The sequence below is a fragment of the Methylobacterium sp. FF17 genome, assembly GCF_025813715.1.
Classification (GTDB): Bacteria; Pseudomonadota; Alphaproteobacteria; order Rhizobiales; family Beijerinckiaceae; genus Methylobacterium; species Methylobacterium flocculans.
The window spans coordinates 3,691,316-3,706,277 of sequence record NZ_CP107532.1; the positions used below are offsets into that span (position 1 = coordinate 3,691,316).

Genomic DNA, 14,962 nt, shown 5'->3' on the forward strand with positions numbered 1-14,962 from the left:
GGGGATGCTGCACCCGGAAGCCGTCGGCAGGGTGGTCATCGTCGCTTGCCTGAGGCTGCTCGTTGGTACGGGTTCGGACGGGGCGATCGCTGCGGCAGGTGATCGGCGGTTACGGGCCACTGATCGCGCCAAGCATGAACGACCTACGAAGCCATTGCCGCCGCGGGATCACGCGGGATCACAGGCAACACCCTGACGGTCTTCCCTGACGCGTTGCGGATGATCATCATCCATTGGTCTGCATCGTTGGCGAGCTCGTTGTCCTCTCGCATTTCCGCAAGAGCTTCGCCAGCCTGATGAATTGCGTCATCAAGATCTATTGCCGAGACGCCCACTTCATCGCGGATGGTCGATAGCCCGTTGGTGAGATCGAAGTAGAAGCGCTCCGACAAAACTCTCTCCAAGTGTCTGCTTGGCTCAGCGCCGTCGGCACTACTCCCCTATCCAGTCGTTGGTTTCGACGTAGGCGAATGTGTCGCACGAAGGACCCGCCTCGGAATGCTCTGGGCGGGTGAGGGTCGCGCGATCGTTTTGCTCACGTTGGCCACCGTTAATGCGCTGTGCAGCACCATCGGCTACCCTCAAGCGATGCGCTACACACTCGTTGCCGCCTTCCTGCTGTTCGCCTCCGGAGCCTCAGCCGGCCCTTTGGATTTTATCGCGGGCATCCCCGATGCGCCGGGCGTAGTTTCTGGTGGCTCCTTCGGGTCCACCGGCAATGACTACTACGGCGACATGCACCGGACCGGCTCAATCGCTCACGCCAGACAAGCGCGGCCAAGTAAAATAGCCAAGGCTCGCATTACGACGTTGAAAAGGTCTGGTTCGGGCTCGTGAAAATGGAAATCTGCCGCAGCTTGCGCTGGGCGCGCCTGATCGGCATGGGTAGGTCCGAGAGTGGTTAGAACGGCGTCCCTCCACCCGAAACCGGCCCCCCTCCCGTCGCGCCAGAGCGGCTATAGGTACTGGTGCACGAGGTTGCAGGCGTAGACTGGCACGGCACGGCACGCCCCGCCACGAAAGCTACCGCGTGCGGGATCAGGTCCTTCAACGGTGTTCATCCTACCGTAAGCGACAAAGACCCGCGTAGCAGGTGCAGGCGTGATAGAGGGTTGGCATGCGCTCTTGGCCCTGCCTCCTAGTCCTACTCCTCGCCACGCCAGCCCTCGCTGATCCGATTGTAGGCCGGGCCTCGGTCATCGACGGCGACACGCTCGACGTCCGCGGAACCCGCATCCGCCTTCATGGTGTCGACGCTCCCGAGAGCGGGCAGACCTGCAAGGACGCGGCCGGCAAGGACTACCGCTGCGGCCAGACGGCGGCACTGGCTCTGGCCGACCACATCGGCAAGCGCGCCGTCACCTGCGATCCACGAGAGACAGATCGGTACGGACGCGTCGTAGCCGTGTGTCGCGCCGACGCCGAAGATCTGAACGCCTGGATGGTCCGCCAGGGGCACGCGATCGCCTACCGACGCTACGCCGAGGACTACGTGAACACCGAGATGACGGCGAAGGCGCTGCGGCACGGCATCTGGGCTGGCACGTTCCAGGACCCGTCAGACTGGCGCCGGGAGAAGCGCGCTGGTGGCGAGCACTCACGGCCTGAGGTCGTCACGGCTCCCACCAAGCCGAGCGGCTGCACGATCAAGGGCAACATCTCAGCCGGTGGCGAACGGATCTACCATGTGCCGGGCTCGCGGGACTACGAGCGCACCCGCGTCAACGACCGCGCCGGCGAACGCATGTTCTGCTCCGAGGACGAGGCGAAGGCCGCTGGCTGGCGGGCCGCGCGGGGGTGAGGATCAGGCGGCTGCAGGCGCTCGACCGAGGGGCACACTGACCCAGCGACGAAGGACGTGCACAAATTGGGTCACCAATCGCGAGAGTGGCGAGCGCCACAGGCCGAACCCGTCGTCGCAGAGTGGATCGTTGACTACGGGGCTGCCGTCCTGGCCGACCAGCACATTGCCGATGTTCGGATCGAGAGCCCGCGGAGCTGCGGCCCTGAGGGTGGCCACGAACGCCTCGTAGCCTGGCCATGCGGCTCTGAAATTCTCGCGAATTCCGTCGAAGCTCGGGTGATCAACCCAAGGCTCGTATGCGGGCCATTCCACCTTGAACCGCTCGCGCACGCCCTCGTCCATCGTAACGCCAGCCTGGTCTGCAAGAACGGCGTGGGCGTAGGGCAGCCACCACGTCCCTGGCGTCGGGTTGGTCAGCCGCGAGCCGACCGTCATCAAAGCACCGCAGCGGCTGACGGACAGGTCGTGGACGCGCGGAGCGTGTGGCCCGTCGGAGCCCGCGAACCCCTTACGTAGAAGGGCCGCATAATCGCCGAAGCCGTCGGCCTTGCGTGCCAGGCGCACGACGACGTCCGGATGCTGCGGGTGTGCGTGGACGGTGCCATGATAGCCGTAACCGATCTCGGCCCAACCAGTGGCGATCAGCGAGGCGTGAGCATTGGCGGCCGAGCGCTCGACGATGCCCAAGGTGGCGAGGGAGGGGCTAACGACACGGTTTCGGTACAGAAATCCCAACATCGCAGTCACTCCTTCCTGCCGATCGAAAGTCCGACGCGACGCGCCCTCTGGCGCGACAGAGATGCCACGCCATGAAAGCAGGCCGGACGGGCAGGTCCGGCGAAGGTCGGATGACCGTGTCGATGTCGGGAGCAGCGGGACGAGACCGTCACACCACTGTCATCCCATGACGCGAGGCCTCGGAAAGTTCAAGTGCTACCGAAGCGTAAACCGGCGAACAAATGGCCTGAGCCGTCCGGTCGCATGATCCGTCAGGCTGCTTTCGCCTGAGCCAGGAGGGTTCGCGCCAGAACGCTATCTGCGTCGCATAGGCCCCGCTCCGCATCGGGCTGGACGTGCCGGCCCGTATGGGCGGGACCGACCTCGACGTCGTCGAGGATGAGATACTCCGCGATGCGGTTCCGGATCACGTGTTCGGCGATCTCTTCCCCACGCCCGGCCCGCTCGGCAGGCAGCATTCCGCCTGTTTCGGGGTCGCGGCTCGTTGGTAGGATGGCCGTATGCCAATCGTGGTGGAAGCAGTTCTCCGGCAGGCCGGCTTCGACAAGGGTCGGACGGCAATCGGCGACGCGCCATGTCGACGAGACCACCACCCGTGCGTCGAACTCCCGGACCAGTGCGGCGACACGGGCGACCTGGGCGGGGTTCAGCTTGTCCTTGCCCGCTTGCCGCTGATAGCCGACCGTCGTCACGACGCCGTCCACGTCGAGGTAGATCGTCAGTCGCCGCGCGCCTTCATGCCCGTTCAAGAAGCCGAACTCCGTCCCGTGCGGACCCCCGGCATCCGCCGGCGCACGGCTACAGGGCACTGCGCCATCCGTCCAGCATGGTGTTCCGGTTCGATCGACGGTCGGCGCCTATCTACTTACCGGGTCCGGTCGTTGCCCCGGCGCCGGCGCAGCGCACGTGCAGACGAGGAACACAGCCGCGACGCCGAGGGCAACTAGTGCCGGTGCCGTGAGCGCGGCTAGCGCACCGGCCAGCGCCGAGCCGGCGACGTCGCCGAGGTTCATCGCCGCCATATAGACTTGGAACTGCGTCGCCGATGCACGTCCCGCGCGGCTCGCCAGCAGCACGGTCGGCAGCAGGGCGACGTAGAGCAGGGCCGGTACGACGCTCGCTAGCCCCAGAATGATGGGGCCTGCTGAGGCCTCCAACCCAGCACCGATCAGCAACCCTGCTGCACCGAATGCCAACGCGCAGGCGACGAGAAGACCGCGCAGGGCACGACGTGGCCCGATGCGGTCGACGGCAGCACCGAGACCCGCCGCGCCGAGGGTCCCGCCCAGGAGCGCGAGCCCGGCCTGGAGGCGCGAGAGGTCGCTTGCGTCCCAGCCGTGGACCTGCACCAGCGCTACGGCAAAAGGCACCTGAAACAGGGCGAGCCCGAAATCGATGGCAAAGCACATCGCCAGCAGGATCGCTGCGTCGCGCGATCGGAACGCCGTCAGAAGCCCCCGGGCGAAAGCGACAGTCTCCGCCATCAGCCCACGGCCTGAGGGCCGTGCCGCGGTGGCCCCGTGCAGGGAGAGGAGCCGGTCATCCGGAGCCTCGCGCACGAGGACGGGCATCAGGGCAAGCGGCGTGGTCAGCGCTAGAAGTAGTCCGGCCGCGGCGGGCAGGCCTTGCGCCGCAAGGAGCCAGGCAAAGATCGCGGTCCCAGCTGCACTGCCGATCACGAAACCCGCCCGCGTTCCGGCGCTGGTGCGTCCCAACTCGTCGGCTGGCACGGTGCCAGCAATCATCCGGTCCGTGGCGGTGTCGGCGAGGGAGGCGGCAAGGCTGTGCAGGAAGAGTACAGCGCTGACTGCCGTCAGGCTCGGGGTGGCGCCGAGGAGGAGCAGGCCGGCGAGACACGCCTGCGCGCAGGCCAGCGCGAGAACGAGCCAGTGGCGGCGCGGCCCCATGCGATAGGGGGTCTCCCGATCGATCACCGGGCCCCAAAGCAGCGGTTGCAGTACCCAAGGCAAGCCGACGATCGCAAGGTGGCGGCCAACATCCGCCGTAGAGACGCCGGCGGCGGCGAAGTGGTTGGCAAGGGCCGTCAGTGCGAAGCCGGCCACGATGCCTTGGTAGAGGTAGAGGAGCGTGAAGAGGCTGAACCGCCAGCCCGACGAGTTAAGACTTGGCGGCCCGTGGCGCATCAGTTCGGTCCTTGAGCACGCCCCGCGGCGCCTTTCTGGCCGATCTCATCCGGCCGCTGCCGAACCGCTTCTTAGCCCAGGCTGTCGGCGATGGTCATGCCTCCGCAGGCGCGACCGCATCCGTGTCTTAGGCTCTCGGCCAAGAGGACACGTCCTCGGAGCCGTTCGCTCGTTGCCTGGCCGACACGGCTTCATCATTTGCCACACAACCGCCGGACACGCCCCAACTTGTACACAAGTCGTCGTCATCCCGAGCGAGCGTGATCCGGTCGCCGCTCCTGGCGAGGGTTCGGGAAAGTGATCGGTGGCTGGTGGTCCGAAAGTTCTCAAGAAGCTGGCGGCTGCCGCTCACGGCCATGGCGCTCTCGACGCTCACCGCCTGCGCCGGGCGCCCGACCGGCGTGCTGCTGCCCATCGCCGACACCCAGCAATCACCGGGCACGTCCCGCGTCGACATGCTGGTCGCGACGACGCGCAAGGCGGCGACCGACCGCGGTGTGCTGTTCTCGGGCGAGCGCGGCGATGCCGTGACCTACACGCACCTCGCCGTCTCGATCCCGCCTGATGCAACGCGCCAGCCCGGCTCCGTGCAGTGGCCGAAGTCACTGCCGGGCAACCCAGCCACCGATTTCGTGGCGCTACGCGCCGAACCGGTCGAGCGTGCGAAGGTCGCGGAATGGACGGGTCGCACCGGCCGGCGAGGGGCCAAGCGCCACGTCCTCGTGTTCCTGCACGGCTTCAACAATAAGTTCGAGGACGCCGTTTTCCGCTTCGCGCAAATCGTCCACGACGCCGGCGCCGAGGTCGCACCAGTGCTGTTCACCTGGCCCTCGCGCGGCTCTGTGCTGGCCTACGGCTACGATCGGGAGAGCACGAACTTCTCGCGCAACGGACTGGAGACCCTGCTGCGCGACCTCGCTCGAGACCCGAACGTCGGTGAGGTCACGGTGCTCGCTCACTCCATGGGCAACTGGCTGACGCTAGAAAGCTTGCGCCAGATGGCCATCCGCGATCGGCGTGTTGCCCCCAAAATTCGCAACGTCATCCTGGCCGCTCCGGACGTCGACATGGACCTTGCACGGGCGGCATTCCACGACATGGGACCAGATAGGCCGCGTCTGACGCTGATGGTGTCCGGTGACGACCAAGCCCTGGCGGTCTCCCGACTGGTTTGGGGCGATAGCGTACGGCTCGGTGCCATCGATCCGACGGTCGAGCCATACCGGTCAGAGCTCGCGCGGCAGAACATCGGTGTCCTGAACCTGTCGACGGTGAAGGGCGACGATCCGCTGAACCACGGCAAGTTCGCCTCGGGCGACGTGGTCGCTTTGCTGGGTAAGCGGCTTGCTGACGGACAGCCGATCTCGGACGGGCAGATCGGCATCGGTGACCGGCTGGTCAGCACCGCCGCTAGTGCCGCCTCGACGGTTGCAACCGGTGCCGCGCTAGCCGTGGCCGCTCCGGTTGCCATCATCGATCCACAGACGCGCGAGACCTACGGCGAGCACCTCTCGAGCGTCGGCAACGGCTTCAAGGACACTATCGGCTCGACGGTCGATCTGGCCGGTGCGCCAATGCGTGCGGTTGCAGGCGGTCGGTGACTTGTCGATCCGCACCACCACCGGCGTCGCCCCGTGCAGGTCAAGCGGCCCTTTCGCGGCCCTTGCCCCGGGGCTGCGCGTCCCCGCCGCGATTGACGGTCCGGCCGAGACCTGTCGCCTTCGCGAGCTCGGATCGTCTCGCTGCGTAGGCTGACGCGACCATCGGATAGTCGGCCGGCAGGCCGAAGCGCTGGCGGTAGTCCTGCGCATCAAGGCCGTGCACGCCGAGGTGGCGCTTCAGCGTCTTGTAGGTCTTGCCGTCCAGGAAGCTGACGATGCTGTCCGGGTGAACTGACTTGCGGACCTGCGCCGCCGTCGGCTTCTCGACCTGGGCTTCTGCGGGCGCTTGCGTGCTGCCGCTGGCAAGCCCGTTCAGAGCAGCGTGGATGGTACGGATCAAGTCCAGCAGATCGGCCGGGCGAATGGAATTGTTCGACACGTACGCAGCGACGATGTCGCCGGTCGGGCCCAGGAAGTCGGTCGTTCGGGTTTCGGTGTTTTCAGACATGGCACATTACACTCTCGGAGTAACATTCTTCGAGAAAGAAGCATATTTTCACCGTAAGCAAATCAACAAACCATAATCGTACGCGATACATCCCGGATTTACACTAAAATTGTTATCAATTATTGCCTAATGTTTGCGCCCAAAAGTTACGTATGTTGTCGGTCACTTTGATTTGCTGGAGCCATGCGACGACAGCCTGCAGCGAGCCGAACGTGTGATCGATCCTGCTGAACGACGGCGGGCGCTTCTCGGGCGCGGGGTCGTCCAGCAACTCGGCATGCCAGATGTCGTCGCCGATGCCGTCGCGTATCTCCCGCACCACACTGCCGACGACCGCACCGCCGAGGACGAGATCGTAGCTGCTAGGCTCGAGGCGGTGGAGCGCGTAGGTCATCGAGTGGCCCTAACGCCGCCGAACAGGACGGAGCCGGCCGCGGCCGATCCGAGACCGGGCGCCAGGGCCGTCAACGCGATCAGGGCAACGACGCTGCCGATGCTCTTGGCGGTCGAGCCGCCGGACCCGCTACCGAGCGGCCGGCTGACGAACTCCACGTTGTCGTTGACCGCGAGGGCCCGTGTCGGCCACTCGGCGCGCGCGTAGCATTCCCCGTTGATGAGGCAGATGGGGGGCAGGTCAAAGCGCTAGCCAGCACGCGCCAGGAAACCGGCGACGGTTTCACCCATGACGGAGGTCTCGCCCTCACGAATTGGCATCATGATCGAGTCGGGGCCGAGTTCACCGCCCTTAGGCGTCAACACCTCAAGGGTGTGCTTCACCGCAAGTTGCATGGTGCCTCCTACTCAATGGTCCAAGCGACCACGTGACGGAATGGGCCGCATCCGAGACCCGAGAGGGACTTGCTGGCCCATCCCACGCGCGCCCGAATCGCGAAGGCGAAGCCGTCGCCGAGATGGATCACGCCCACGTCCCCTGGTTGCGGGTCGACGGTCGCCGAGAAGCCCACGACTGTCAGTTGTTCTCCTTCCAGCTGGCCAGTGATTGTCCGATGAGCCGGCGATCCTCGCGGCGTGCTGCATCCACGTAGGACCGAAGCTGCATCAGCCCCTCGCGGTCAGCCCCCGGGGCGCTGATGTTGATGTCGCCCATACGGATCACAGGACCGGAGGAGCCGCTACCGCCCTTGCCGATCGGCACGATCTGGCCGTTCTGGTTCGGGACGAACATCTCTCGGCCCGCCTCTCCCACGGTGTAGGCGCGGCCGGCCTCGACGGGACCGCCGTTGGCCTTGAAGCCGCCGAACAGGCTGTTGGCCAGCCCGGCTATGCCGCCCACGGTGTCGCCAGAGCTTGCCTTCGGCGCAGTGCCCAGCAGCCCAGCCAACGGCCCCTGGCCTGTCAGGAAGCCCTGAAGCCCGACACGGAAAACCTGCTTTGAGATATCGTTCAACACGCTACTGAAGGATTTCCCCTCCAGAATCGCGTCGGCCAGACCGTTCGAAGCGGCATCACCGAAGTAGCGGGCCGCTTCTGCGCTCTGCCGCAGCGCCTGCTCTGCATCACGAGTCGCGTCCCGGTACTTCTGCATCTGGCCGGCGGCGTCCTGCACCCGGGTGCGCTCGTCGTCGTCCAGGCCAGGCGTGGACCGCTTCCCCTTCTGAAACTCCTCACGCGCTGCGGCCTCGGCTTTGGCCAAAGCGACGGCCCGCTCGCGCTCCACGTTGGTCTTCGCGACATTCTCGAGTTCGGCCTTGGCGGTGTCCCGCGCCTTTTCGATCTGGTTGATGAGGGTCTCGACGGCATCGAGGCTTTCGGTGTCCCCGCCGCCCCTCGGGGCGCGAGTGGTCACCCCCGGCCGAGGATTCCCCCGATTCCTGCCGCGCACCTCGATCTCGCCCATCGTAACGGATGGCGTACCCGGCGCGGCGCCGTCCTTCGGCAGAAATCCAAGCTTCTGAGCGGCGATCCGAAGGTCGCTGAACGGGTCTTTGCCGAGGTCGAAGATCTGTCCGATGACCGGGATCTTGGTTGCGAACTTGTCCACCAAGTTCAAGGTGTCGCGCACGGTGACGTAAAGATTACTTGCGACTTTAACCACTCCGGCTATCGCCGTTGCTACCCTTAGATAAGTATCATAGGTGTCGATGACGGAACTGGAAATGTCCTTCTGGATCGGCGCCAGTGCCGAAGCCAAGGTGTTGGAGAGATCCTTGGCCTTGAGATCAAGCTGATTTGCGCGCTCGACTTCGGCCGGATCGATGATCCTGATGCCAGCGACCGTGGTCGAAGTGGAGTTGATTGTCGCCTTCAGCTTGGTAACAGCATCTTGCCCGCTGCGAAGCTGCTTCTCGAACTCTGGCGAGATGAACTTGCCGGCAAGGTCAAATGCAACGAGATCCTTGCCCGCATCCTTGAGCTTCTGGATGATGTCCAGGAGCGCCCGGAATTGCGCCTCGGTGCCCTTTGCTCCGACGACTGACTGCCGGTCCCCGGCGGTGATGTTGCCGGCCAGCACGTCTTGCTGCAGCGAGTCCCCAAGCTGAGAGGTGTTCTTCGCTCCCTTGCCCTCGCCCAGCTTCACATTCGAGGCATCGCGAAACCGGGTCAGAGCCTGCGTGGCCTGTTCGACCGTGAGCCCGTACTTCTCCGCGCCGACCGTGACGCGCTGGAAGAATTCCGGTCCGACGCCGGCCCGCTCGGCCTCCTTGCCGATCTTCACGAAGCCCGCGATGTGCTCGCGCGCTGCCTCGATCGAAGCGGACACGCTGGTGAAGATCAGCTTGGCGGCCTCGAAGGCGATAAACACGCCCAGCAGCGTGCGCAGGGTCGGGATCTGTGAGGCCAGGGTGCTGATGGCCGTGCTGGTGCCTGTGACGCCAGCCTGGACCGTGGCCGAAGCCGTCTGCGATCCGGCAGCGGCAGCCGTGAAGCTGCGAACCACGCCTTCCAGCGTCGCCTTCTCAGCGGTAGCTGCGTTGGCGGTCGCCGTCGCGATGTTCTTGACGTCGTTGCCGAGGGCGGTGGCGGCGCGGGTGAGGTTCTGCTGCAGGGCCCCGAGCGAGTTACCGGTCGCGTTCGAGTTGGCGGCCAGACCCGAGAGGGCCACGCCGGCCGACGCCATGTTGCCGGCGATCGACGCGGCGAGGCTCTGCATCGCGCTGGTGGCGCGCGACGTGTCCGCGGCGAATTGGATGACGAGCGGCTCGGACATGTCAGTCGGTCCCCTGGGGCTGGGCAATGAGGACCACCGAGCGGGCGGCCTGCTCGTAGAGCGCGATATGATCCGTCCGACCGTCGAGGATCAGGAGGAGGGAATGGCCCATGGCCGTCAGAGCCAGGGCGAGGTCGCGGTTATCGCCACGCCAAGACGCGACCGTCTCCCGGACGTGGTCCCGCGCTGCTTCGCTGATCGTGAGGTCTGGATCTGTCATGCGGCCCCAGATTTTCTCGCGCGGAACCAGCGGTTTTCGACGAACACATCCGGTCGCGACACCGAACGATCGATCGTTAATCGAGCCCCCCCACCCCTTCGGCGGCAGGAGAAGGTCAGGCATGCATCAGGCTGCATGGGCGTGCCCCTGCTCCCGCCCACGTCCTGGCATCAGCACCGGGCTGGAGCGGGCCCTGGCCATGGCGGACGCGAACACGCGCCGGAGCGAAGCCTGATGCTCCTCCAGTTCCTGCGCCATGGTGGTGAGATAGGTGCGTTCGTCCTGGGGGAGGGCGTGCCAGTAGCGGTCTACGCTGGCTCGGGTGACACCAAAGTGCTCGGCAACGTCCCTCAGGCTGAGACCGGCGGCACAGGCCAACTCGATCTCATGGCGCCGGGGATGCCTGGCGATGGTGCTCTGACGACCGGGCTTCTTGAGGGTGTCGTTTAACATGCGCAGGGGCTCCACCGGATGACCGGATCAGGGAGGCCCGCGCGCCCGAAGGCGCCTATGGCATGTCGTGGACCGGCTCAGGCCGGCTTCGACACGAGAACGTAGCGTGAAATGTTGTCTCGGATCAAGCGGCTCGTAATAGGCGATCCACCGTCTCTTGACGTGAAGAGATCAGTCCAGGCCGAGCCGATCCCGATGATGGGCCATTACCCTTTGACCGCCCCGGCGCGGCGCTGTGCTTCCTGTAAGGCTTCGATGAGCGCGCCGATCTGCGCCACCGGTACTCGAAGCCCCTTGGCTGTCTCAAACATCATGCCACGGCCATTGGCGGCGGCGATGCGCAAATCGAGACCGAGATCCCCACGCTTCTCCCGTAGCACCACTCGGATGCTCTCGCGGGCTGACTTCCGCACCTCGCCGACGATCTGGTCAGGCATGGCGAGCTCCTCCGCCCTGAGCCTGAGCGAGGCACCGATCAGCGAGAGCGCGGCAAGCAACCGGATCGGCCAACGCCGACGACAGAGCGTCCCTCTGCTCCAGCGAGAGATCAGCCAGGGCGATCCTGTCCGGAGCATCAAGGGGATCGAGGGCGGTGGCCTCCCCCCGGCCCACCGCGCAGACGAAGGTGATGCCCTTGGTACGGAGTACTCGCTGCGCGCCCTCGATGCTGAGGCGTTGGACGTGGAGTAGCTCGCGGACCCCCTTTAACAAAGCCACGTCCTCGGGTCGGTAGTATCGGCGACCGTTCCGCCGCATGGGGCGCACCTGCGGGAACCGGGTCTCCCAGAACCGGAGCACGTGCTGCTCAACGTCCAGATCCTCGGCCACGTCGGCGATGCCTCGAAACGTCATGACCACCATCCGAATGATAGGCATAATCTAATACCGTAAGGTGATCGATAGATAGGACCCGTGCAAAAGTTGCCCACCACCATGAGGCCCGAGCCGCTGGATAGCGCCGGACCTGCCTCAAGATTTTTTTCGCATACGGGAAATCCCCCGAATTTTCGGGTGAGTTTCTAGCTATGGCGCAACGGACGCGGAGGGAACGGCATCAACGCTGGTCATCGACTGGCTACCTGCTGAAGGGTGAGCGGAAGCGCGATTGGGCATCCACTTCGGAAAGCGGAACGCTAGGTACACCGCGCCTCTTCGGTGAGGAGAGGGAGCCAGCGCCGAGATCTCGACAGCCTCGACGCTGATATGCGCTCGAAATCGCTCAAGCAGCTCATGGAGAGAAAATGACCTCACAAGGCCAGGCTATCGCTGATCTCTGGGACCAGACCTTCAACAAGGGCGACACTGCCGCGCTCGGAAGGCTCTACGCCGACGATGGCAAAGTGCTCCCCTCGGGAGGCTCACCGGTTCAAGGCTCCCAGGATATTGCCAACTTCTTTGCGGACCTGCAGGCAAAAGGCTTCAAGGATCACAAAATCACGGTTCAGGACGCCTCGGAGAAGGGGGAGACCCTGATCCTTACGGGCCTCTGGCAGCTGACTGGCCCCGGGGAGGGCGGCCAGGCGCAAAGCTACGGAGGAAACTGGGTCAACGTACTTGAGCGGCAGGGTGACGGCTGGCGCAGCTTGCTCCACACTTGGAACTAAATTGTACGCCTTTATGCTGGGCCGCCAACTTGGCCCAGCTACTCCAATCAATTAGAGCGGCTCATCATTAACGGTCTACTATTCGCCGACATCCCAGCCGCCTTAATACGGGCAGAATACGAGATAGCTGCGCTTAGGTCCGCTACGCTCGGCAGCCATGCGCAAGCTCTACTTCGTGACCACGTACCAGGAGATAATCCGGCGAATGGATCGGGTCGACCTCCATCATAGGCGCCCGTGCGGCGAATTGTTTTCGATCACGAGCGCCGCCAGTATGGACAGCCAGATTGCACACTGTGCGGGAGGTAAGATTGGCCTTTTCATTCGGTACAAGGCGGAGCTTCGCGACTGCGTCTTTCCCAAACGACCTGAAGCTGGCCGACCTTAACGGAGATGGGCGCCTTGATGCCGTCACGGCGAACAGCGGCAACATCGGCGTCTCAGTCCTGCTCGGGCGTGGTGACGGCTCCTTCGATCCCGTCACCAACTATTCGACAGCGGGCTCGGACGCTTACGACGTCGATATCGCGGACCTGAACGGGGACGGTAACCTCGATCTCGTAGTCGGGCTCCTCTACGGGCGTGGTGTCGGTGTCCTGTACGGAAACGGCGCGGGCCAGTTCGGGCCAACACAAGTCATTTCCGCTGGTGCCGCGGGTGCCGTCGCGGCCGCCGACCTCGACAGCGACGGCGACGTGGATCTCGTCGCCACAGACCAAGACCGGATTGGAGCGACTGTCTTCCTTAATGGAGGCAGCGGCAGCTTCGGCGCGCGTCAGGACTATACCGGTATCAGCTTGGGCCAAGTGGTCCTTGCCGATCTGAACGGGGACGGCACGCCGGACCTCATCGTCACGAGTGCGGACGGGGTGAACCTCTCGTGGCTGCCGGGGGCTGGGGACGGACGGTTCGGGGCGCGTGAGTTCATCCGCACGGACACTCAGGAGGGAACGAGCGGGCCTTCTGAAGCCGCCGTGTTGGACGTGAACGGCGACGGGCGCGCGGACATTGTGGCCGTCAACAACATAGCAAATAGTGACGGGATATTCACGGCCTCGGTGATCCTCGGCCTCGGAGATGGGTCCTTTGGGTCAGCGCAAGGTTACGTGACAGGCGAATGGCCCACCGACGTAAGTGTTGTAGACGTGGACGGTGATAGCCGAGCCGATATTCTGACGGCTGACTTCTTTTCAGGAAAGACCTCTCTCCTGTCTGGGAATGGTGATGGGACGTTCCAGCCACGTCGGGACTTCGAGGTTGGCCGGTTCGCGATCGCGGTGGATGTGGGCGACCTGAACGGTGACGGAAAGTCGGACCTGGTCTCGGCAGATTACGGAGCTGCGTCCGTCTCCGTCCTGCTGGGTCGGGACGAGCCGCGGCCCTTCGTTTTCCACACGCAGTACGGCCCGAACGATGGCACCTTGAAGGCGGGCGAGAGCGTCCTTCTCACCGTGACACTATCCGAGCCCGTCACGATCCAGAATGGGGCTGGGCTCAATCTGCACATGAGCGCCGGTGGCGTCGCCGTGTTTGAATCGAGCCTGTCTGACTCAAGCCACCTCGTCTTCCGCTACACGGTACCGCCAGGTCAGGGCGAGGCAGACCTTCGAATCAACGCGTACGAGTTCAACGGCGCGTTCGTAGCCGACGCGCAAGGCAACGAACTCGACCTGCACAATGTCGTCAGCAACCCGGATGGTATCTTGCGGGTAGTGACTGCACCTCCCGTCGTTCGAACCGTTACCTACGACGCGAATGACGGCATTCTACGCGCGGGAGACGCTGTGGATTTAGCGGTCGGCGTCTCGGACCCGGTGATCGTAACTCCCGGGGCCGACCCATTCGTTCTCAATCTCAACGACGGGGGCGTTGCGACCTACGTGACCGCGCTCTCGGACCCCACTCATCTCGTTTTCCGACACGTCGTACAGCCGGGATATCAGGCCGCTGACCTGGCCGTGACAGCCTTCGAGTTCAACGGCGCAACCGTCCAAGAATTAGCCGGTAACGAACTCGACTTCTCCAGAGTGCTCACGAACCCGGTCGGAACGCTGCACGTTGACGGGGTTTCACCAACAGTTAACTCCGTCACATTTAGTTTTGCAGAGACGCCTGTCGACCCTGTCCGGGCTGGGATAGCAGTACTGGCTCTCGATGAAGCCGTGTCTGTTATGGAGTCAAGCGACTTCATACTTGATCTAAATTTTGAGACCCAGGCTCACTATGATCGAGCGCTGTCGGATTCGACGCATCTCGCGTTCCGCTACACGGTCCCATTGGGTGCGACACCAACTGACCTCGCGGTGGTCGCAATAGCATACAACGGTGCGGTGGTTGTAGACGGATCTGGTAACGCCGCTGACCTCTCCCTGGCTATCCAGCTCTCGGGTGGCTTGCTGGAATGAAAACGCGTCCTCCCTTTCGCTGAAGCTGGCGAGGTGGATGGGGCCGGGGAAGTGAGCCCTCCATGAGATGCCACCGGAACCTCCTCTCCTGCTCGGCAAGCTCCTTCTCGTACAGGTGCTGAACTGAGACATGGCGTCGTATCGGAGCCGGATGCTATCGCGGCAGCCTTCTGCGCCATCATTTCCGCGACTGACGGGCTCAGGCTTCGGCTCGGGTTCGAAAGTGGCTTGCGCCAGAGACGATAGGGGTAAGGTGGTCCGGACGCCGGGCTATACTGGCACAATGCTGTGTGCAGAGGCAGGCTAAAGGCGGCAC

Annotated in this window: 17 protein-coding genes; 5 read left to right on the forward strand and 12 right to left on the reverse strand. The window is 64.4% G+C overall.

Annotated elements, in window-relative coordinates; translation table 11 throughout:
* Positions 1–143 precede the first annotated feature (143 nt).
* Complete coding sequence (locus OF380_RS17465; protein ID WP_264046166.1) at positions 144–392, reverse strand: DUF6894 family protein; 249 nt, start codon at positions 390–392, stop codon at positions 144–146.
* Positions 393–498: 106 nt separating this feature from the next.
* Here OF380_RS17465 and OF380_RS17470 point away from each other — a divergent pair, with 106 nt between their 5' ends.
* The gene (locus OF380_RS17470; protein WP_264046168.1) at positions 499–837 is read left to right on the forward strand and encodes a hypothetical protein; all 339 of its coding nucleotides are present in this window, start codon (positions 499–501) and stop codon (positions 835–837) included.
* A 280-nt stretch (positions 838–1,117) separates the two neighbouring features.
* Positions 1,118–1,801, forward strand: coding sequence for a thermonuclease family protein (locus OF380_RS17475; protein WP_264046170.1), 684 nt, complete (start codon positions 1,118–1,120; stop codon positions 1,799–1,801).
* A 3-nt stretch (positions 1,802–1,804) separates the two neighbouring features.
* On the opposite strand, the gene OF380_RS17480 is transcribed toward OF380_RS17475, so the two are convergent.
* The 3 genes from OF380_RS17480 to OF380_RS17490 all read right to left on the reverse strand — a co-directional run bounded on the left by OF380_RS17480 (position 1,805) and on the right by OF380_RS17490 (position 4,686).
* A complete protein-coding gene (locus OF380_RS17480) occupies positions 1,805–2,542 on the reverse strand; it encodes a hypothetical protein (protein WP_264046172.1) in 738 nt (245 codons plus the stop codon).
* A gap of 251 nt (positions 2,543–2,793) precedes the next feature.
* Positions 2,794–3,291 (reverse strand): HAD domain-containing protein, encoded by a 498-nt coding sequence (locus OF380_RS17485; protein WP_264046173.1) that lies wholly within the window; start codon positions 3,289–3,291, stop codon positions 2,794–2,796.
* Positions 3,292–3,399: 108 nt separating this feature from the next.
* A complete protein-coding gene (locus tag OF380_RS17490) occupies positions 3,400–4,686 on the reverse strand; it encodes an MFS transporter (RefSeq protein WP_264046176.1) in 1,287 nt (428 codons plus the stop codon).
* 356 nt (positions 4,687–5,042) lie between these two features.
* Here OF380_RS17490 and OF380_RS17495 point away from each other — a divergent pair, with 356 nt between their 5' ends.
* Complete coding sequence (locus tag OF380_RS17495) at positions 5,043–6,287, forward strand: alpha/beta hydrolase (RefSeq protein ID WP_264046178.1); 1,245 nt, start codon at positions 5,043–5,045, stop codon at positions 6,285–6,287.
* 40 nt (positions 6,288–6,327) lie between these two features.
* Here OF380_RS17495 and OF380_RS17500 read toward each other — a convergent pair whose 3' ends face one another.
* The 8 genes from OF380_RS17500 to OF380_RS17535 all read right to left on the reverse strand — a co-directional run bounded on the left by OF380_RS17500 (position 6,328) and on the right by OF380_RS17535 (position 11,489).
* Complete coding sequence (locus OF380_RS17500; protein ID WP_264046180.1) at positions 6,328–6,795, reverse strand: MucR family transcriptional regulator; 468 nt, start codon at positions 6,793–6,795, stop codon at positions 6,328–6,330.
* A 115-nt stretch (positions 6,796–6,910) separates the two neighbouring features.
* Positions 6,911–7,189 carry a hypothetical protein gene (locus tag OF380_RS17505; RefSeq protein WP_264046181.1) on the reverse strand — a complete coding sequence of 93 codons (279 nt, stop codon included), beginning with the start codon at positions 7,187–7,189 and terminating at the stop codon, positions 6,911–6,913.
* Between the two features lie 248 nt (positions 7,190–7,437).
* The gene (locus tag OF380_RS17510; protein ID WP_264046183.1) at positions 7,438–7,584 is read right to left on the reverse strand and encodes a hypothetical protein; all 147 of its coding nucleotides are present in this window, start codon (positions 7,582–7,584) and stop codon (positions 7,438–7,440) included.
* A gap of 181 nt (positions 7,585–7,765) precedes the next feature.
* Positions 7,766–9,964 (reverse strand): hypothetical protein, encoded by a 2,199-nt coding sequence (locus tag OF380_RS17515; RefSeq protein ID WP_264046184.1) that lies wholly within the window; start codon positions 9,962–9,964, stop codon positions 7,766–7,768.
* Between the two features lies 1 nt (position 9,965).
* Positions 9,966–10,184 carry a hypothetical protein gene (locus OF380_RS17520; protein WP_264046187.1) on the reverse strand — a complete coding sequence of 73 codons (219 nt, stop codon included), beginning with the start codon at positions 10,182–10,184 and terminating at the stop codon, positions 9,966–9,968.
* A gap of 126 nt (positions 10,185–10,310) precedes the next feature.
* Complete coding sequence (locus OF380_RS17525; RefSeq protein WP_264046189.1) at positions 10,311–10,637, reverse strand: helix-turn-helix domain-containing protein; 327 nt, start codon at positions 10,635–10,637, stop codon at positions 10,311–10,313.
* Positions 10,638–10,843: 206 nt separating this feature from the next.
* Complete coding sequence (locus OF380_RS17530) at positions 10,844–11,074, reverse strand: hypothetical protein (protein WP_264046191.1); 231 nt, start codon at positions 11,072–11,074, stop codon at positions 10,844–10,846.
* Positions 11,067–11,489 (reverse strand): MerR family transcriptional regulator, encoded by a 423-nt coding sequence (locus OF380_RS17535; RefSeq protein WP_318784173.1) that lies wholly within the window; start codon positions 11,487–11,489, stop codon positions 11,067–11,069. The genes OF380_RS17530 and OF380_RS17535 overlap by 8 nt, the downstream gene beginning before the upstream one ends.
* A 389-nt stretch (positions 11,490–11,878) precedes the next feature.
* Between OF380_RS17535 and OF380_RS17540 the strand changes: the two genes are divergently transcribed.
* Complete coding sequence (locus OF380_RS17540; protein ID WP_264046195.1) at positions 11,879–12,241, forward strand: YybH family protein; 363 nt, start codon at positions 11,879–11,881, stop codon at positions 12,239–12,241.
* A gap of 311 nt (positions 12,242–12,552) precedes the next feature.
* Positions 12,553–14,646, forward strand: coding sequence for an FG-GAP repeat domain-containing protein (locus OF380_RS17545; protein WP_264046197.1), 2,094 nt, complete (start codon positions 12,553–12,555; stop codon positions 14,644–14,646).
* Positions 14,647–14,962: the final 316 nt, after the last annotated feature.